Here is a 19,225-nt window from a genome sequence, read left to right as displayed (position 1 = left end):
CGATTAAAGCACAACATCCAGTGGCATAACAGTCTTTAGATCAATAGCAATGCAGAGTTGAACATTTCTCAACCAATTGCGCTGTGTCCATATAATCGTGCTGCTTTCTTCGAGTTTTGGCCAACATCGTAGAATCCATCGATTCATTGTCATAACGTGGCCTTCACTATATTATCAACACCATTGAATGCAAAATGATGAACTTGATATGGACTCTGGTAACACTGCGGAGCAAGTAAATAGTCAAGATAATGAGCAAGTCACTCGCTCTGTGGCTGAAAAGTTAAAAACGGCGTATATCAACGCTCGCGAGCAACTCGAAATCATCGAAGTTGAGCTTAATCGTTCAAAAATAATGATGGTCGACCAAGATGGCAATTTGACGAGAGTGCCGATTCTCTCGGAGCATTGATACCTGACCCTATTCGTAAGGGGTGTCAGGTCTTACGCTATGCTTTAGCCTGACACCAACACCTGAACCGCTAACGCTTCTTGCACTGCTGTGTGAATTTATGGCGTATGATTTCGAAGCGATTTAGGTACAAAGTCAAATGCAAAAATAATAAGGAAATGCATTATGAAAGTTGAGCTAACGGCAATTGAAGCACGAGTTATTGGTTGCTTGATCGAAAAAGAAGTCACTACCCCAGATCTTTACCCCCTCAGCCTGAACGCATTAACCAACGCGTGTAATCAAAAAAGCAACCGTGATCCCGTGATGTCACTCTCAGAGTCAGACGTACTCGATGCCGTTGATGCTCTTATTGAGCGCAGGCTCGTCAGTGACGAAAGTGCGTTCAACAGCCGCGTCAGCAAGTATCAACACCGTTTCTGTAATACGGAATTTGGTGATTTAAAGCTGACAGAGCAGGAGAAGGGCATTGTATGCTGTATGCTTTTGCGCGGTGCTCAAACGCCTGGGGAAATTCGTACTCGTACTAATCGTCTCGCGACATTTCATGATGTAAAAGAAGTGGAAACGGTTCTTGAGCATTTAGCAAGTGAAGAGAAAGGACCATTAGTGGTCAAATTACCACGTGAGGCTGGTAAGCGGGAGTCGCGTTATATGCATTTGTTCTGTGGTGATGTTGATGCGTCCGAACTTGCAGCGCCTGTGTCTGCTGCAAGCTCGAGCTCCGATCGAGTAAGTCAGCTAGAGCTCGAAGTCGCTCAGCTTAAAGAAGAGCTGGATGAATTAAAAGCTAAGGTTGAGTTACTGCTTTCATGATGGAAAATACAACGCAGCGTTGGAGTGTCTACCTGATACGAAATAACCGCAACGCGTTGTATTGTGGTGTTACCAATGATGTTGAACGAAGATTCAATCAGCACCAAACCGGAAAAGGAGCGAAAGCTTTGAAGGGAAAAGGCCCTTTGATATTGGAATGGTCATCGGATTTTGAGTCAAAGACGCTTGCCATGCGAGCAGAGTACTATATTAAGCAACTAACTAAAGCGAAAAAAGAGCTGCTCGTTATGTCAAAAGCAAATATTGTCGTCGACGAACATCAACAAATGATGTTAGAGATAGTGGCACTCTGATAAGCCCTTGCTACGCAAAGATACACGGAAACCGCCTATGTCACATTGGCGGTTTCTTTTTGTTTTTGGAGTACCATGTAGGAATAAACTGACGCATAATGGGCTGGTGTTCTGTTTAAAGGGCCTGAATATGAAAAGCGCGAAATGTCTCTACGTTATCGAGACAAAGGAAGCGACTCAATGTACTTTCATTTGCATCCACTCAGACCAAGAACTAATTTACTATTGAAACAGGCACTAAGAGGAAGGTAGATTACAAGAGTATAGGATGACTCGGCTAGGTAATGAATAGAGCTGAATTAGGCTCATAAAAAAGCTAAAAGAGCAGTAGATGAAAAAAGCGTTAGTATTCTCCCTGATTTCAATGGCCGCTTTTGCGCCGAATGTGCAGGCCACCCAAGTTCTTAATGGGTATTGGGCATATCAAGAGTTTTTAGACCAGTTTCCACAACAGAAGCAGTTAACTAGTGCGTTGGCTGAAGTGGTAAGAGAAACCCCTGTACCCGTAGCAAAAGACAAAAAGCGTCCACTGAAAATTTCTGTTGTTTATCCAGGGCAGCAGATCTCTGATTATTGGATTCGAAACATCGATGCGTTTGAAAAACGCCTAGATAAGCTTGATATCGACTATCAACTAAATCAAGTGTTTACTCGTCCTAATGCAGATATAAAGCAGCAAAGTTTGTCTTTAATGGAGGCGCTGAAAAGCAACTCCGATTACTTGATCTTTACTCTAGATACCACAAGACATCGTAAGTTTGTTGAGCATGTCTTAGATTCAAAGAAAACCAAGTTAATTTTACAAAATATCACCACACCTGTTAGGGATTGGGAACATCATCAGCCGTTTCTTTATGTTGGTTTCGACCACGCAGAAGGAAGTCGTGAATTGGCCGTTGAGTTTGGCAAGCGTTTCCCTAAACATAGCCACTATAGTGTTCTCTACTTCTCAGAGGGCTACATTAGTGACATCAGAGGCAACACTTTTATCAACCAAGTGAACCGCGATAATCAATTTGAACTACAATCTGCTTACTACACCAAAGCAACAAAGCAATCTGGGTATGAAGCTGCAAAAGCCAGTTTGGAGAAGTATCCGGACGTTGACTTCATTTACGCGTGTTCTACCGATGTAGCATTAGGTGCTGTTGACGCTCTTAAAGAGTTAGGTCGTGATGATGTCATGATCAATGGTTGGGGCGGCGGTTCAGCAGAGTTAGAGGCGCTTTCTAAAGGGGAGTTAGACGTTACCGTTATGCGTATGAACGATGATACAGGTATTGCAATGGCTGAGGCCATTAAGTGGGATTTAGAAGGAAAGCCAGTTCCCACCGTTTACTCTGGTGATTTTGAAGTCGTTACCAAATCGGACTCTCCAGAAAGAATTGAAGCATTAAGAAAACGTGCATTTAGATACTCAGATAATTGATGACAACTACATCAAAAACAAGAAAGCGTCGCTCACTGTCGACGCTTATTACCAAAATAATTATTCTCGTACTTGCTCCGATCATTCTAGGCATCTTTGTTCAGAGTTATTACTTCTCGAAGCAGATTATTTGGCAGGAAGTCGACCGAACCAAGCAGCAGACCTCTGCCCTGATCCTGAACATTTTTGATAGCCATTTTGCAGCGATTCAGATTCATCACAACAGCAATTCGAAAAGTGATGTTGTATTGGATTTTTATACAGAACGTGATGAAGAGGCACTCAATTACTTTTTCATGAGTATTGACCAGAGTGATCCTTCCCATACACCAGAGTTTCGTTTCCTAACCGATCATCAAGGTATTATTTGGGACGATGGTAACGCGCATTTCTATGGCATCAACAATCTGATACTTAGCCGACTTGCCAGTCAGGTGACCTTTAGCAACAACTGGTATTATCTACCCTCACAGACCCCGATGGGAACTCGCCATCTGTTACTTCGTCGCGTACCCGTTTTACAACCTAAAACCGGTGAAGTGATGGGGTACTCTTACAATGTTGTTGTTTTAGATAATAACTTTGGGTTGATGGAAAGGTTAAAAAATGAAGGCAACGTCGACAATGTTGTGTTGGTCGCTAACAACACACCATTGGCAAGCTCATTAGTAGGAGATGAGGCTTATCAAATATTTGACGTACTCAAACGACGAGAGTCCCAGCACAAGCTTGACCAATTATTGATCATCAAAACCCCTATTGAGGTAAATGCCGCCGAGACTGACTTGTGCTTGCTTACTGTGCAAGACAATCAGAGCGTGGTGACATTGCAAATCCAACACCTGCTAGCAATGCTAGCCTCAGTTATCGGTATGGTCATGATTGCGCTGATGACTAAAGAATGGATCGAGAATCGAGTAGTTGAAGAGTTAGGATCCCTGATGGCATATACCCGCTCGGCTCGTGAAGAAAAAGGATTTGAGCGTTTTGAGGGGTCAGATATTGAGGAATTCGATCATATTGGTTCGACACTAGAAAACACTTTTGAAGAGCTTGAAGCACAAAAGCGGTCTTTCCGAGACCTGTTTAACTTTGCGTTATCACCTATTATGGTGTGGTCTGAATCGGGTGTACTTATCCAAATCAATCCGGCAGCACGCAAAGAGTTAGTCATGGAAAACGATATTGAAACCATGCACCCAGTGTTCAAAGGTTTCAAAGAAAAGTTGATGCCACACCTTCGCATGGCGGCTCAGGGAGCTACGTTGACAGGCGTTAATGTGCCAATTGGAGACAAAGTATATCGCTGGAACTTATCGCCGATTCGAGTTGATGGAGATATTAGCGGTATTATTGTTCAAGGTCAGGATATAACCACGCTAATTGAGGCGGAAAAACAGAGTAACTTGGCGCGCAAAGAAGCAGAGAAATCTGCTCAAGCCCGTGCCGACTTTCTGGCTAAAATGAGCCATGAGATCCGAACGCCAATCAATGGAATTTTAGGGGTTGCTCAATTGCTAAAAGACTCTGTGGAAACAGAAGAGCAGAATAACCAAATTGACGTACTTCGACATAGTGGTGAGCACTTACTTGCTGTTTTGAATGATATTTTGGACTTTTCGAAGATTGAGCAGGGTAAGTTTAATATCCAAAAGCACCCGTTTTCTTTCACTGATACAATTCGAACGTTAGAAAACATTTATCGTCCTATTTGTGAAAGTAAAGGCGTCAACCTTGTCATTGAAAACAAAATAGATCCCAATGTTGAAATCTTTACTGACCAAGTTCGTCTGAACCAAATTTTATTCAACCTAGTCAGTAACTCAGTAAAGTTTACGCCCTCGGGTAGCGTGCGCTTGCATGCTGAACTGGAGCAGTTCTATGGTGCTGACAATAGCGTGCTGGTCGTGGAAATTACGGATACAGGTATCGGCATTGAGTCTGACAAACTCGACCAAATGTTCGAACCTTTTGTTCAAGAAGAAGCAACAACGACTCGAGAATACGGTGGCAGTGGCTTAGGGCTGACCATTGTGAAGAGCCTTGTCGACATGCTGGAAGGTGATGTTCAAGTCCGCAGTCAGAAAGGTTTAGGAACGACTTTTGTCATTACAATGCCAGTGAAAGATCGTGAGCGAGTACTCACCCCTCTTGATTCGAGTTTGCGTGTTAAGCCAGGTGAACTATTTGCAGAGAGTCTCAAAGTGTTGTTGGTAGAGGATAACCATACTAACGCATTCATTCTAAAAGCGTTTTGTAACAAGTACAAAATGCAGGTTGATTGGGCGAAAGATGGGTTAGAAGCAATGGAATTCTTAAAAGATCATACTTACGATTTGATACTGATGGACAACCAACTTCCGCATCTTGGTGGAATTGAAACGACCAAAGAGATCCGACAAAAGCTGAAACTAGGCACGCCAATTTATGCGTGTACTGCTGACACCGCGAAAGAAACCAGTGACGCCTTTATGGAATCGGGTGCGAATTACGTGCTTCTCAAGCCGATTAAAGAAAATGCGCTCCATGAAGCATTTGTGGATTTTAAACAGCGGTTCTTAGTTGAGCGAACATGAATAATTGGCTCACTACGGGATAACCCAATTATTCATTATCTGAAAAGCACAACATCATGACTGTGGGTTGTGCTTTTTTGTATCTGACCCTTTTACTCTTATACAAATCAGACTTTTCAGACTTTATTGGTCTCGACGTTTGTTGTGTACATCGCTGCATTTCAAATTCAAACATCGTGTTGTGTTACTTAGATTTATCCCCCTTCACTGACACACCTAATGTGATTTCAATCACAAAAAGATATTTACTTAGCGTGCTAACTATTTTATATTGCTTAGCACGCTAAGTAATTGAGTAGATCTTATGATTCAAGACATCAACAGTTTGCGAGACCTTTCTCTGGCTGAAAAATTATCTCGTGTTGCTCGTTTGTGGAAAATGGTTGCAGATCGCGAGTTAGAGCCTTTAAACCTGACGTATCCGCGTTGGACTGCGTTATGGAAGCTTTATCGAATGGGTGACAACATCAGTCAGAAGCATTTGGCTGAAGCGCTTGAGATCGAGTTAGCGTCGTTGATGCGAACATTAAAATTATTAGAAGAGCAATCTCTGATCACTCGCCATTGCTGTGAACACGATAAGCGAGCACGTATTGTTAGCCTCACAGAAGAGGGGAAAACCCTACTAAAGCAAATGGAGGCTCGGATTCTTCAAGTTCGAAGCAAGCTCCTAACGGACATCAACGACCAGGAACTTCAGCAGCTTTCATTGATTCTTGATCAGATTGCTCACAATGCGCTTGATTCACTTAGCGAATAAGTCAGAAAACCGAATAAAAAGAGAAGTAAACGCCTATGACTCCAGATCAAAAATTCGCACGTTGGATCAAATATTCTTGCGTCGCGTTTGTCCTTGTCTTTGCCTATTTTCTAGTTGCAGATCTCGCCATGCCGTTGACGCCTCAGGCAATGGCAACGCGTGTGGTAACTAAAGTGGCCCCCCGTGTGAGTGGGCAGATTACACATCTTTATGTTGCCAACAACCAAGAAATAAGCCAAGGCGATCTACTATTTCAGATTGATCCCCAGCCTTATCAGCTCGCCGTAGAAAAGGCTCAACTTAACCTTGAGCGTGTGATTCAAAACAACGAACAACTTGATGCTTCTATTGCGGCGGCAAAAGCAGACGTTGAAGCGAGCAAAATCGTGGCGGAACAAAAAGTTCGCGAAGCGAAACGTCTTAATACCCTGTTTCACCGTAATGGTACTTCGCAACAACAGCGCGATGACGCACAGAGCAGCGCAACGGCAGCTAAAGCGAACTTACTGGCCGCACGTGCTCGTTTAAAAGAGTTGGAAGTAAACCGCGGTGATTTAGGCGCGACGAATGTGAATATCCGCGTGGCGCAAAACCAGCTAAAACAAGCGGAACTTAATCTGTCTTACACTCAAGTCTCGGCGGAACATGATGGCGTTGTCGCTAACTTGCAGCTGGAGACGGGGGCCTATGCGGCAGCTGGTACACCTCTTGTCGCTTTAGTCTCCGATGACGTGGATATCATTGCCGACTTTCGTGAAAAGAGTTTACGACACTTTAATCAGAACAGCCGTGCGTTAGTGGCTTTTGATAGCTTGCCTGGTGATGTATTTGAAGCTCGTATTACGAGTGTGGATGCCGGGGTCAGCTCGGGTCAATTCGATGCGGATGGTCGCTTAGCAACACCAACTGACTCAAACCGTTGGGTGAGAGACGCGCAGCGCTTACGTTTACATTTAGCTATCGATGAACCTCAGCAGCGCGCATTTCCAGCAGGGGCACGAGCAACCGTGCAGTTGTTGCCAGAAAACGCATTATCTGGCTGGTTAGCGAGGTGCCAGATCCAATTCTTGAGTCTTCTTCATTATATTTATTAACGAGGAGGCGATATGAAGTTATGGGACCACCCCATGTCGGAAAACGACTTCCGTCAGTGTTTGCGCATTGCAACTGGTGCGACCATTGGTTTCACTTTATGTAAAGTATTTGGTTGGAACTATGGCGTATTCTTTACTGTAACCCCGATGCTGTTACTTGGAATGGTGCCAGTCATGAGTCTACATGCCGCACGACAACTGATTTTTTCAGCGGTTGTGTGTGGATTAGAAGTTGGTGTTCTTGGTGGGTTATTTGGTGGGCACCCTGGCATGATGACAATCATTGCATTCGGGTTGTTTCTGTATAAATTCGCCTGTATGTCAAAAGGGAGCTTATTCTTATTTGGAGCGAACAGCGTACTGAGCTTAAGCATCATGCTGCATTTTGCGAGTTATCCAACCACTGACTTAAATGACCTAATATTTAGCAATCTGCAAGCGAATGTTATTTCAGTGATCGTTGCTTATGTGGTGACATTTTTGATTCCCGATGCGGAACCTCGTCAGCCACCAGCGAAACCGACGCAGCCTAAACAGAGTCATCGCATGCGTCATGAAGCCCTTATGGGGGCGAGTATCGCTACAATGTCTTTCCTTGTATTCCAGCTATTTGACCTCAGTGACTCTATGTCTGCTCAGGCGACAACCTTGCTTTTATTGTTTCCTATGCATTGGAACGGTGCTTTAGGGTATGCGCGAAAAAGAGCAATGGGGACCTTGATGGGGGTGACCTTTGGTATCGTCGGACAACTTGTATTATACGATTGGTCGGATACCTTATTGTTTATCGTCCCATTGCTTTGGATTGGGGCTATGATGTTCAGCTATATGCACGTGAAAGAGTCTAGCGGTTCGGGAGCCGGATTTGGCGGCTTAACCACATTAGGCATTTTGTTCGGCCAATATCTTACTCCGGATGGTGACTTAATGTTCAGTGCGCTGTATCGCGTGAGCAGTATTTTGTTTGCTATTGTTGCGACGCTGCTTGTGACCTATACGGTTCACAGAATACTCAACAGCTTTGAGGCGACGCGCTTTAGCGAGCAGTAAGTTCAGACGTTACTGGTTAGAAAGGATTGCTCCAGTAACTCTGTTTTTAGTTCGTGAGTCATCGCAATGGGACTGGCAAACTTAATTCCAACTACCCATCCCTTCACCAATTTCTTAATGTTGGCAATGACACATCGATTTTCTTCTCCGATATAGTGGCTTAACGGGCATTCGATGGTAACACTCTCACCCACGTTGAATTCGGGCTCAATCAAGGTTGATATACCAACACCTGCTAGAGAAAAATCGATAAGGCTACCGTCGTAGACATTCCCTGCATGAATAACGTTACAGTCCATTTGCAACTTGTAACGCTCATGTTCCCGAACTGGTTTGGTTGCAAATGTTCCTGGAATGCGGATAAACAAAAGGGGGGATGGTCGAACGGTCGTCGTCAGCACGCTGGACTTAAACGCAATGACATGGCCTAACTCCGTATCTGATACTCCACGCACGATGATATCGGCGTTGGGGAGTTTTCTCATCACTTGCTCTTCAAGCAAACGCATTGGTATATCAAGAATCAAATAAGCATTTTCTTTCATCCCAAGATAAGTGGTGGAATACGTATATTGATCCTTAGGCCCAAATTCGAAATTAGTAGAAAGTTTCATTCCCGGTTTGAGAAACCTATGCAGTTCATCTTTAGTATGAGTGGCTGGCATCACATTGGCGTTTTAATTTTTAGTTAAGCTGAGGCTATCAAAACGCCATTTTGTTATTCAAGATAGTAAGGCATAAGTTTTTGTAAAATCATCGCTATCTGTGAAGTGGTGGGCGATAAGTTTGGCTCATTCCACCTTTCATAAAGATTTGGCTTGCCACAATACTGCCGCATGTGACCAACATCAGCGCTAACCAAGTGAGAGAATCTGGTTGTTCACCAAAAATTGGAACGGCAAGAAGTGTCGCGACGACTGGAGTTAATGAACCAAAAGCAGCGCTGGCTTCGGCACCGATGATCCTAATTGCATAAATGAAAGTGAAAGAAGCGATTAAACCTGCGCCAACACCTTGTAGCATCGCGTGGCCAAATAACTCCTCCCATGGCCACTGGCTGAACGGTGTTACCACCAAATAACTGTCTACCCACCCGAAACCAACGGCGATGATGAGTAGAGCCAAAGACGCGATTGCAACGAATCCTGCACAGACGTGTGCATTAAGATTAGCGACACGAGCGCTGATGGTGAAAGCAGCCCACATGATGCTGCCAGTTAGAAACAGGATATGCCCTTGCAACTGAGACCAGTTGTACTCTGCGCCGCTATTAGAAAGAAGGAATACGAAAATCCCTAACAACACCGTAGAAAGCCCGATTAAGCGGTGAGCACTCAGCGACTGTTGATAACAAAGTACCGCGATAGCAGAAACAAACAATGGCAAAGTGCCAGGTACTAATGCACTGCCGTGCGCCACGGGAGCGAAATGCATAGCCGTTCCGACGACCAGAAGATAGGGAAGGCCGCTTCCAACCACAACACCAACCAGGTAGCGTTTAGGCACCACGCGCAGCGACTGTTTATGCTTAATCACAAATGGTAATAAAATTATACTTGGGATTAGAAAGCGAACTAACGCGATATCGGCTGGCTGCAAGGCAGAAATTGCGCCCCCTTTTAAAGAAATAAAGAAACCAGACCAAAGCAGTAAGGTCGTTAATATAGCTGCGTATCCCAAGATCATTATCGACATGTCCATTTGTAAATGATGTGTTAATTGTTGAATAAAACTCTTGCCAAAGGGAGGCAAAGTTTGACGTAATTAGGCTTGATGTTGGTGATAAATTGCGTATAAGTGTTAATTGTTGGTGATTAAAGGCACGGAAGAATAAATGGATAAAATTGACAGGCAACTTATCAACCTAATGCAGAAGGATGCCACTCTGACAACGGCAGAACTTGCTGACCAAGTAGGGCTATCGGCATCACCTTGTGCAAGACGCATTAAGCGTTTGGAGCAGGAAGGTGTAATAAGTGGTTATCGAGCTATTGTGTCCAGAGACACTGTAGGCATCGCGATGACTGTATTTGTTGAAGTGAGTTTAAATAACCACCAAGCTTCTTCGATTGATGAGTTTGAACATGCCGTTGTTGAGATGGATGAAGTGATCTCATGCCATGTCGTATCAGGGGCCTATGATTACCTGTTAGAGGTGGTCAGTAAAGATCTCGCTGGTTATGAAACATTTACTAGAAAGTTACAGCGATTAGAAAATGTGAAAGATATTCATACCCACCTGGCGATTAGACAAGTGAAAGGAAATGGCAGTTTGCCGATTTATGCATAAGAAAGATGAAATTTTTCGATAGACTTAAGATTGCCCACTATCATCGAAAGCGATATAGACAGTTTGGTAAAGACAGAGCCCGAACTCTGGGATGGGCAGATAAGTATAGTCAGATCAGCCGTTTTGAGGCGTTGTGCCGAGGGTTAACGTTAGACGGTTCAAGTATTTTAGATATTGGGTGCGGCTACGGAGACTTGTTAGCGTTTATCGAACTTACGGGGGGGCTTCCTCAAAGCTATATTGGCATTGATCAGCAAAAACAGTTTATCTCTGAAGCCAGAAAACGAGATTTTCGTACGCAAAGTAAGTTTATATGTGGCGACTTTTCAACGTTGGTATTGCCTCGTTGCGACTTTGTTTTTGCTTCCGGATCATTGAACTATCAATCCACCAACCCAAATCATACCATTGAAATGATTGATAAAATGTACCGAGCGACAGAGAAAGGTTGTGTGTTTAACTTGTTGGATGAATCCAAACTACCCAGCATGAAAATGTTAGCGTCGCACAATAAAGAAGGTGTCTTTCGCTATTGTCGGTTGCTGTGTCCGAATACACGATTGATTGAGGGGTACTCCGAGCACGACTTTACGATTGCCATGATCAAAAAAGCGGAGTCCGTTTCCTGACTCCGCTTAATAAATTCTTAAGCCTTATTGGTTTTTGTATTGTGAGATTTCACAGTTACCTGTGTATCTATCAACCTTGAATGAGAACGCGGCTGAATGGTATTCCCTCCCATCACTCCATATTGTTTCTCCGAAGATTTTACACAGATCCAAATCACTGATTGAACCGAACTCTTTTACGTGCCTAACTACTGACAAAAACTTGGCTTTGGTAGCATTAGGACATTCCCTGTTACTTAATCGATTGATAACCATGTTTGTAGCATCATCTCCAGCCAAATGTGACTTTTTATTAAATTTTATTAATGGCTAAACTAACCAAAAAATGTCCATAAGTAAAGCATTAATGTGACGCATGTCTCTATAAATTGATTGTCTTGGTCATGGTTTAGTCAAGTTTGTCAAAGGGAACAATCCCATTATTTACATTTGATATCATTCACGACTAAGGAAAGATAAAAAGCACGAATAACGTCCAATATTGGAGTGAAAAACCAACATCGTCTATTCAAAACTGGCTCTGTTTTTACTTCGAAACATCTTGAGCGTATTGAAGCGCTCGGGCTTCTTTATCATAGACTTGTGACAGAGTTTGATATTGTGAAGAGAGGCGCTTGTAATCTTCAGCAAGTTCCAAAGCGTTGGTGTTATACCATTCCGCAGTTATTTGATTGGCTGTTTTGTTTGACTCGCGGCACTTTTGGGCCAGGATCTCCCACCCATTAGCTGACCATTGGGATTGTGTGCTCAATTTAAGCAGTTGATTCGCTTTAGTTGTGAGCTCTTCTTTGTATTGAATCGATGCTTTTAATTGCGCTTTGAACACATTTTGGTTCGACTTGGCACGCCAAAGTAGCACGAGCTCATGCAGTGAAAAGGTTTCGGACAATAACTGACGCTGTTTATGTTCGGTTAAAAGTGTATTGAATACCTCAACATGCTGATTGTAATTGGACTCTAAACGATTGAATTGGGTAAGATTGTCATTCCACGACGATGGGTTACATTGAATATTGGCGTGCCCCGTTATCGGGAACAGAAGAAATAGTAGTATCCAATTGAGTCTGTTGATCATTATTGCTCGCGTTAGTTGACCTGCTCTTTTGAGTATATACCCAAATTTCTACGACATGCGTGCTGCTGGTGGGATAAGAATAAAGAATGAAAAGGAAAAGGGCATGAAGAAAATTCTCGTCGCATTGATTGTCATGCTGTTGCTCGGCGGAGCGGGGGCTGGATACTATTTCTTCTTTATGCAGAAAGATGAACCTGAAGCACCAAAGGCTACACAAGTCGAGCAATCGTCACTGCAAAAAGAAACATCCAAACCGATTCTGGATTTAGAAGCCGCTCCCCCGGAAGTTACCGAGTACTACGTTATTGAGCGTCGTGTCAATGTTTACAACAAGCCTAACCTTAATGCTTTAGTTGTCGATACGCTCTATAAGGGAGAAAAAGTATCGGTGTTAGAAAAAGTAGATGGGTGGTACCGAATCTCCGGCTATCTTGTCTATGAAGAGGGTGGAGAAGAAAAAGCCGAATGGTTGAATGCTGAAGGGTTATCGGATGCAGAGCCAGTTATTAAAGAGCAAGAGCGCTTAGAGATATTGGATGAATACCTACAGAAGTCGGATGATTTAAAAGTTCACTTGGATATTTTCCGTAAGAAAACACAGCAATTGTTAGACGATGAAACCTGTGATCCGAGTGATTTTGAGGAGCTCGGAGGCTGGGTTCGTTCTGTGACGTTCAAAAAGCGCAACGTTTACTTCATCTATTGTGGCGGTTTGGAGCAAGAGAACAAGATCTACTTAGATGTTGATAAGGGCGATATTTTTTATCGATAACTCACCACCAATTACACTAGTTCTCTAAAGACGTTTTGATAAATGCAATAACGATGCAAACCTGAAATCAGAGATTTATAACTTTTTAGTTGTTAACCATAATCAATAGGAATACTATCAACGAGTCAAGTGACCTAACTTGGCTCTTTGTGTTTTTAGTGAGTTCCTATGTCTTGGATTTACCTTAGAAAGTTGATTTTGCTGCTATTTGCAATGGTATTGCTACCAGTGCATGTATCTGCTGCGCAAATCGATCACAAGGCTCACGTACCGCACTTTTCTAAGCTACAACCTTTTGTAGCCGTAAGTGTATCGCCAAACTCTTCCGTCGATTTTTCTGAAGTTTCAGAAGAAAGCTCTCAATCTCCAGTATCTGAAGGCCATGCAAGTCTCGATTCCGTTGCTTTGTTTAACTCTCAGCGCTGGACGTCTTACTTACGGGAAGGGCTTGATGACGAGCACGTAGATTTTGTCGGCGATCTCACTACTCCGTTTTACGCTGATGCGGGTTACGCATACAGCTTGATGGACATTAACTGGCGTCACAACCAGTCCACATTTTATCATTTCACAAGCGATCATCGCATTTCTGGTTGGAAAGAGACCAATGCCATGTACGTCGCACTCAATAGTCAGTTTTCTGCCTAAACACCATCTATTTGCACCATTGTGCACTCTTAACACGACGATTGTATTCGACAGGACGTGAGCGTTCTGAGCATTTCATACCCTGAATTTATTCTGGGAGCATCTGTCGTGTGTTAAGCCTTGTTATTAAAAGCTTCACTTCATCGTGAAGGGATGATGTTTACATGAAAAAAACACCAAAGCAGCAAAAGAACAGAAAGCTGATGAATCACTACTCAGCTTGGAAATATGTCGTATTAATTACGACAGTCATTATTTTAACCCTAAGTGCTATACCAACTTGGTTTGGCGAACAGCCTTCTATCCAGTTGACGTTTGCGGATCAAAACAACAGTGAAATGTCGGTTGTTCATCTGAATCAACTGCTAAAAACCAACCATATTTCAGCAGACAAAATCATCGAAAAAGACGGCAAAACAACCATTGTATTCGATGGTGAAGATGCGCAAAGTAAAGCTCGTGCGTTGTTAAACAAAGAGCTAAATAAAGACGACAGCATCACTTTCTCATACGTATCGGTTGCGCCAGAATGGTTGAATGAGATGGGCTTTAGCCCAATTAAGCTCGGTCTTGACCTTCGTGGTGGCGTTCAGTTCTTGTTGAATGTTGATGTGAATAAAGCGTTTGAAGAACAACGTGATGCATTGATTGATGAAATCAAAGCGAACCTACGTGATCAACGTGTTCGTGGTGTGCAAGTTCGAGCAGAAAGCGGCAACCGAATTACGGTAAACAGTGACAGCGAGCAAGCATTGTCGGAAGTGAACAAGTTTTTGCGTCAAAATTACCCGGGCTGGATTTCAAAAAGTTCATCTCGTGGCTTTGTGCTTGAACCGAGTGAACAAAATATCCAAGAATTTCAATCGTCGACTCTTCAACAAAACCTGAAGATCATGCGTGGTCGTATTGAAGAACTTGGTATCACAGAAGCGCTAGTGCAACGCCAAGGTAAAGAGAGCATTCGAATTGAACTCCCTGGTGTACAAGATCCTGCTCAAGCGAAAAACGTTATTGGTGCAACAGCAAGCTTGGCGTTTTATGAAGTGAAAGATGCGAGCCAAGCACACAGCAGCCAAGATCTTGTTCTTCAAGATAATGATGGTCGTACTGTGATTTTGTCAAAACGACCAGTTCTAACGGGCGAGCACATCGTGAACGCTCGTGCTGGTGTCGACAAAATGGGCATGTCAGAAGTCAATATTTCTCTTGATCACGCTGGTGGTAAGAAAATGAGTGACTTCTCAGCAACTCACATCGGCAAGCCAATGGCGACCGTTTACCGTGAATACAAAACAAACGATCGCGGTGTAACTGAGCGTAGTGAGCGCGTTATCAGCGTCGCGACTATTCAATCTCAGCTTGGTAGCCAGTTCCGTATTACTGGGGCAGGTAGCATGGACGATGCGCAGCAGTTGGCGCTATTGCTTCGCGCGGGGTCACTGACCGCGCCGGTTACTATTGTGGAAGAGCGAACAATCGGTGCTTCTCTGGGGGCAGAAAACATTGAAAACGGTTTTGCAGCACTGGCTTTAGGTATGGGACTAACACTGACCTTTATGGCACTTTGGTACCGCCGCTTAGGTTGGGTAGCAAACGTGGCGCTTTGTGCCAACATGCTTTGTTTGCTTGGCTTAATCGCCTTGTTACCAGGAGCGGTTCTAACGCTTCCGGGTATTGCCGGTTTAGTGTTAACCGTCGGTATGGCAGTAGACACCAACGTTATTATCTTTGAACGTATTAAGGACAAAATGCGTGAAGGCCGCAGCTTCGCTCAAGCGATTGATCTTGGCTTTGACAGCGCATTCTCGACCATCCTTGATGCCAACATTACTACCATGATCACCGCCGTGATTTTGTACGCCATCGGTAATGGCCCAATCCAAGGCTTTGCCTTAACACTCGGATTAGGTTTGTTAACCAGTATGTTTACAGGCGTATTTGCCTCTAGAGCAATGATCAATTTAATTTGGGGCCGCGATGCCCGTCGTGATGTGAGGGTTTAATCATGGTCGAAATGCTAAAACAAAATATTCGTAAAATTCGCTACTTTACTACGCTAGTTTCCATCATTTTAACGGTGATCGCGATCGTCGCTCTAGGCTTTAAAGGGTTGAACCTAGGTTTGGACTTCACTGGCGGTATGGTGACAGAAGTAAAGGTAGATAAGCAGCTAACTAACCATGATCTGCTTGACGTTCTGCAACCAAAGCTTGGTGAATCTGCGTCAGTGACACGCTCTGGTGAAGATGGCCGTTGGGTGATTCGTTACTCTGCGCCGGAAGATGGACAAACGTTGCCAAGTGTAGAAGAGGTGTTGAAGCCAATCTCTCACCAAGTTGATGTTGTCAGCAACAGTATAGTTGGCGCTCAAGTTGGCCAAGACTTGTTTGAACAAGGTGGCTTAGCATTGTTGATTTGTGTGTTGAGTATTCTCGGTTACTTGTGTTTCCGTTTTGAGTGGCGTTTGGCCAGTGGTTCACTGTTTGCTTTGGCCCATGATGTGATCTTAGTGCTTGGTTTTTTTGCAGTTACTCAAATGGAGTTCAACTTAACCGTTTTTGCAGCGGTGTTAGCAATTTTAGGTTACTCATTGAATGACTCTATCATCATTGCAGACCGAATCCGTGAGCTGTTGATTGCGAAACAGAGTTGGAAAACAGAAGACATCAATGATCAAGCTGTTATCGCGACGTTTTCACGCACCATGGTGACATCTGGTACGACATTGATCACTGTTGGTGCATTATGGATTATGGGAGGAGCGCCTTTGGCTGGTTTCTCAACCGCGATGTTTATTGGTGTTCTGTCTGGTACATGGTCATCGATTTCGATTGGTACCGTGCTGCCTGAGTGGTTGAAACTGGAGCCGAAACATTATCTGCCTGTTGAGATCGACGCTGCGCCATAGCATCGTTCTTTTAAGGTAAAAGTGCTTGCGCCACTCATTTTGAGTGGCGCTTTTTTTGTGCTTATTTCACGCGCATCAGACGATGTTTTACTCGTCCCAAATCGAACTCTAAGATCTGTGAGCGCTTCATTGCTTCGACTTTATTCAACATTGGCTCTTGGTAGCCTTTCTTCTTCATCCACTGAAGAGGTACAGAGAAAGTATCTTCATTAACGACATAAGACTCGCCTTTATGCTCACCGCTATAGACGTTCACAACCCAAACTCGGGCTTGAAAGTCCAATACTTCACCCATGACTTTAGCGATTTTATTCAGAATATTTTTCATTGTTTCCAGTTTGCCTTAACTTAGTAGCAACCAGACACCAACTCCCATCATTAAAGTGCCTGCGATACGGTTCATTAGACGTACATTCTTAGACTGACCTAATACGTGTTTCAACCCTTTACCACCAGTAGCGTACAGAGACATGCAAATGAACTCAAACAGTAAAATAATGGAGACAAGTATGATCAGTTGCGGTGCAAGCGCTGCGTTTTGGTCTATAAAAGGCGGTAAAAGAGAAATCATAAATGCCCAGCCTTTTGGGTTTGCGATTGCGGTAACGAAGCCTTGCATGATAAGTGCGATATTGTCACTCTTTGGTGTTTCTAAGTTGTCGACATTAATCGCAAGTTTCCCTCGCGATCGCCACATTTCAACACCAAGATAGAGTAAATAACCGCCACCAATGAACTTTAACGCGATAAACATCCAAGGATAATTGAGCATAATCGCAGCGATACCTAACACCGCAGAGACTGACACCAGCGCAACACCGAGAAGCTCTCCTATCATCATCCATAACGTGCGACGATAACCGATACTCATACCTAACGTTAGGGCGAGAGTCATGCACATACCAGGCGTGATTGAGACAAAAAAGAAAGTAGGGATGAACATACTGAGCAATGCAAGATTCATATCTGTTGATGATTTAGTGATTAAAGAGAAGCCACAAAGATAGTGCAAAGTGGAAAAGGATGCTACTACAAAGCGAATGATTACTTTCACTAGTAGCTAGTTGATGTTCTTCAAATATATAAATTTAAAATGAAATTATATTTTAATCTATGCGTCATAATAGTGCGTATTGCACCAATATGAGACAAGCTCTTATATCATTTTTAGATTAAATATATTTAATTTATTATATTTTATCGGTATTAATTATCACTGTATTAAAATAATCGAATTGATAACTAAGTTATCATTAAATGCAGTAATTAAATGATATGTTTGATAATTATTTTTACTGATAATTGAATTATTATTCTAATCTCAAGTTTGTTGTAATCATATAGGCTTAAAATTCAGATCTTAAATCATGACATAATGTAACGTCTACCATTCTGTATGTAAGTGCATGATATTTAATAATTATGTTTCTATTTCTGTTGGTGTGGCTTTTGTGGAAGTGTGATTTAAAACAATGACTTATGTAAAATTAACCATTTTATAACATTTCACGGGTAATGAGATCTAAATCAATCTTATGCAATTGGGTGAGTTTTTTATTTGAAATGTAATATTTCTAGGTTAACTTAAAATAAAGGCAGCACGGGATTGGTTGTCAAAAGAATAAATAAACACGTCAGTTGGTGAACTATTTCATCAGTGTATTAAGTTTGCTTTTTAAATGCCGTTAAGAATGGAGTCTTCAATGAAGAAAGTCGCTTTGATCACTGGATCAAAAGGCGGAATTGGTTCTGCTATTTCCTCTCAATTAGTCAATGACGGTTACCGTGTAATCGCTACTTATTTCACAGGTAACTACGAATGTGCGCTGGAGTGGTTCAACAGCAAAGGGTTTACCAAAGATCAGGTTCGCCTTTTTGAGTTGGATGTAACAAACACGACAGAGTGTGCAGAGAAATTGGCGCAATTGCTTGGGGAGGAAGGAACCATTGATGTTGTTGTCAACAACGCAGGAATCACACGTGATGGCGTGTTTAAAAAGATGACTGCGCAAGCTTGGAATGATGTCATCAATACCAACCTCAATAGTTTATTCAACGTTACGCAACCCCTCTTTGCTGCAATGTGCGAAAAAGGCGGTGGTCGTGTCATCAATATCTCTTCAGTCAATGGTCTTAAAGGACAGTTTGGTCAAGCAAACTACTCGGCGGCGAAAGCTGGGATGATCGGTTTCTCTAAAGCCTTAGCATACGAAGGTGCTCGCTCGGGTGTGACAGTTAATGTTATCGCTCCGGGTTACACGGGTACGCCAATGGTTGAGCAAATGAAGCCAGAAGTGCTGGAATCCATCACGAACCAAATTCCAATGAAACGTCTTGCGACACCAGAAGAAATTGCAGCATCAGTGAGCTTCTTGGTCAGCGATGCGGGCGCCTACATCACCGGAGAGACTTTGTCGGTGAACGGCGGCCTATACATGCACTAAGGAGAGAA

20 protein-coding genes are annotated in these 19,225 nt (G+C 43.1%); 15 read left to right on the top strand and 5 right to left on the bottom strand.

Going from position 1 to position 19,225, the window contains the following annotated elements; genetic code table 11:
• Positions 1-208 precede the first annotated feature (208 nt).
• The 8 genes from R7H07_RS02385 to R7H07_RS02350 all read left to right on the top strand — a co-directional run bounded on the left by R7H07_RS02385 (position 209) and on the right by R7H07_RS02350 (position 8,451).
• Positions 209-412, top strand: coding sequence for a hypothetical protein (locus R7H07_RS02385; protein ID WP_031777159.1), 204 nt, complete (start codon positions 209-211; stop codon positions 410-412).
• Between the two features lie 165 nt (positions 413-577).
• Positions 578-1,228, top strand: a complete 651-nt coding sequence (locus R7H07_RS02380) for a YceH family protein (protein WP_054577764.1) — start codon at positions 578-580, stop codon at positions 1,226-1,228.
• On the top strand, positions 1,225-1,542 hold the full coding sequence (locus tag R7H07_RS02375; RefSeq protein WP_053349265.1) for a GIY-YIG nuclease family protein: 318 nt from the start codon (positions 1,225-1,227) through the stop codon (positions 1,540-1,542). Before R7H07_RS02380 ends, R7H07_RS02375 begins: the two co-directional genes overlap by 4 nt.
• Before the next feature lie 331 nt (positions 1,543-1,873).
• Positions 1,874-2,971: an autoinducer 2-binding periplasmic protein LuxP gene (locus R7H07_RS02370; RefSeq protein ID WP_005385634.1), complete on the top strand. Its 1,098-nt coding sequence runs from the start codon at positions 1,874-1,876 to the stop codon at positions 2,969-2,971.
• Positions 2,971-5,547 (top strand): quorum-sensing autoinducer 2 sensor kinase/phosphatase LuxQ, encoded by a 2,577-nt coding sequence (luxQ, locus tag R7H07_RS02365; RefSeq protein WP_158155831.1) that lies wholly within the window; start codon positions 2,971-2,973, stop codon positions 5,545-5,547. Before R7H07_RS02370 ends, luxQ begins: the two co-directional genes overlap by 1 nt.
• Before the next feature lie 304 nt (positions 5,548-5,851).
• Positions 5,852-6,307, top strand: a complete 456-nt coding sequence (gene slyA, locus R7H07_RS02360; RefSeq protein ID WP_005373589.1) for a transcriptional regulator SlyA — start codon at positions 5,852-5,854, stop codon at positions 6,305-6,307.
• Positions 6,308-6,342: 35 nt separating this feature from the next.
• Complete coding sequence (locus tag R7H07_RS02355) at positions 6,343-7,401, top strand: HlyD family secretion protein (protein ID WP_005373588.1); 1,059 nt, start codon at positions 6,343-6,345, stop codon at positions 7,399-7,401.
• A gap of 12 nt (positions 7,402-7,413) precedes the next feature.
• Positions 7,414-8,451: a DUF2955 domain-containing protein gene (locus tag R7H07_RS02350; RefSeq protein WP_206958758.1), complete on the top strand. Its 1,038-nt coding sequence runs from the start codon at positions 7,414-7,416 to the stop codon at positions 8,449-8,451.
• Positions 8,452-8,453: 2 nt separating this feature from the next.
• On the opposite strand, the gene R7H07_RS02345 is transcribed toward R7H07_RS02350, so the two are convergent.
• Together R7H07_RS02345 and R7H07_RS02340 are read right to left on the bottom strand one after the other, a co-directional pair.
• Positions 8,454-9,116, bottom strand: a complete 663-nt coding sequence (locus R7H07_RS02345) for a flagellar brake protein (RefSeq protein ID WP_054576118.1) — start codon at positions 9,114-9,116, stop codon at positions 8,454-8,456.
• A 94-nt stretch (positions 9,117-9,210) separates the two neighbouring features.
• On the bottom strand, positions 9,211-10,137 hold the full coding sequence (locus R7H07_RS02340) for a DMT family transporter (protein ID WP_017635181.1): 927 nt from the start codon (positions 10,135-10,137) through the stop codon (positions 9,211-9,213).
• Positions 10,138-10,285: 148 nt separating this feature from the next.
• On the opposite strand from R7H07_RS02340, the gene R7H07_RS02335 reads away from it, so the two are divergent.
• Both R7H07_RS02335 and R7H07_RS02330 read left to right on the top strand, forming a co-directional pair.
• Entirely contained in the window at positions 10,286-10,741 is a 456-nt protein-coding gene (locus tag R7H07_RS02335) for an Lrp/AsnC family transcriptional regulator (RefSeq protein WP_005373581.1), read from the top strand.
• A gap of 5 nt (positions 10,742-10,746) precedes the next feature.
• On the top strand, positions 10,747-11,370 hold the full coding sequence (locus tag R7H07_RS02330) for a class I SAM-dependent methyltransferase (protein WP_005373579.1): 624 nt from the start codon (positions 10,747-10,749) through the stop codon (positions 11,368-11,370).
• Positions 11,371-11,896: 526 nt separating this feature from the next.
• Here the strand turns inward: R7H07_RS02330 and R7H07_RS02320 are convergent.
• Positions 11,897-12,445 carry a hypothetical protein gene (locus tag R7H07_RS02320; RefSeq protein WP_017635183.1) on the bottom strand — a complete coding sequence of 183 codons (549 nt, stop codon included), beginning with the start codon at positions 12,443-12,445 and terminating at the stop codon, positions 11,897-11,899.
• A gap of 103 nt (positions 12,446-12,548) precedes the next feature.
• Between R7H07_RS02320 and R7H07_RS02315 the strand changes: the two genes are divergently transcribed.
• The 4 genes from R7H07_RS02315 (at position 12,549) to secF (ending at position 16,773) form a co-directional block, all read left to right on the top strand.
• Positions 12,549-13,217 carry an SH3 domain-containing protein gene (locus tag R7H07_RS02315; RefSeq protein WP_005373574.1) on the top strand — a complete coding sequence of 223 codons (669 nt, stop codon included), beginning with the start codon at positions 12,549-12,551 and terminating at the stop codon, positions 13,215-13,217.
• A 168-nt stretch (positions 13,218-13,385) separates the two neighbouring features.
• Complete coding sequence (locus R7H07_RS02310) at positions 13,386-13,865, top strand: hypothetical protein (protein ID WP_064354858.1); 480 nt, start codon at positions 13,386-13,388, stop codon at positions 13,863-13,865.
• A 164-nt stretch (positions 13,866-14,029) separates the two neighbouring features.
• Complete coding sequence (secD, locus tag R7H07_RS02305) at positions 14,030-15,868, top strand: protein translocase subunit SecD (RefSeq protein ID WP_053349261.1); 1,839 nt, start codon at positions 14,030-14,032, stop codon at positions 15,866-15,868.
• A gap of 2 nt (positions 15,869-15,870) precedes the next feature.
• Positions 15,871-16,773: a protein translocase subunit SecF gene (gene secF, locus R7H07_RS02300; RefSeq protein ID WP_054577769.1), complete on the top strand. Its 903-nt coding sequence runs from the start codon at positions 15,871-15,873 to the stop codon at positions 16,771-16,773.
• A gap of 61 nt (positions 16,774-16,834) precedes the next feature.
• On the opposite strand, the gene R7H07_RS02295 is transcribed toward secF, so the two are convergent.
• Both R7H07_RS02295 and R7H07_RS02290 read right to left on the bottom strand, forming a co-directional pair.
• Positions 16,835-17,101 (bottom strand): hypothetical protein, encoded by a 267-nt coding sequence (locus tag R7H07_RS02295; RefSeq protein ID WP_064354857.1) that lies wholly within the window; start codon positions 17,099-17,101, stop codon positions 16,835-16,837.
• 15 nt (positions 17,102-17,116) lie between these two features.
• Positions 17,117-17,737 carry a LysE family translocator gene (locus R7H07_RS02290; protein WP_021035942.1) on the bottom strand — a complete coding sequence of 207 codons (621 nt, stop codon included), beginning with the start codon at positions 17,735-17,737 and terminating at the stop codon, positions 17,117-17,119.
• A 739-nt stretch (positions 17,738-18,476) separates the two neighbouring features.
• Here R7H07_RS02290 and R7H07_RS02285 point away from each other — a divergent pair.
• Positions 18,477-19,217: an SDR family oxidoreductase gene (locus R7H07_RS02285; protein ID WP_005373555.1), complete on the top strand. Its 741-nt coding sequence runs from the start codon at positions 18,477-18,479 to the stop codon at positions 19,215-19,217.
• Positions 19,218-19,225 lie beyond the last annotated feature (8 nt).

Source organism: Vibrio sp. Vb1127, assembly GCF_033338735.1.
GTDB classification, from domain to species: Bacteria; Pseudomonadota; Gammaproteobacteria; order Enterobacterales; family Vibrionaceae; genus Vibrio; species Vibrio alginolyticus.
The sequence above is the reverse complement of the archived record's forward strand: the minus strand, read 5'-3'. Positions and strand labels throughout refer to the sequence as shown.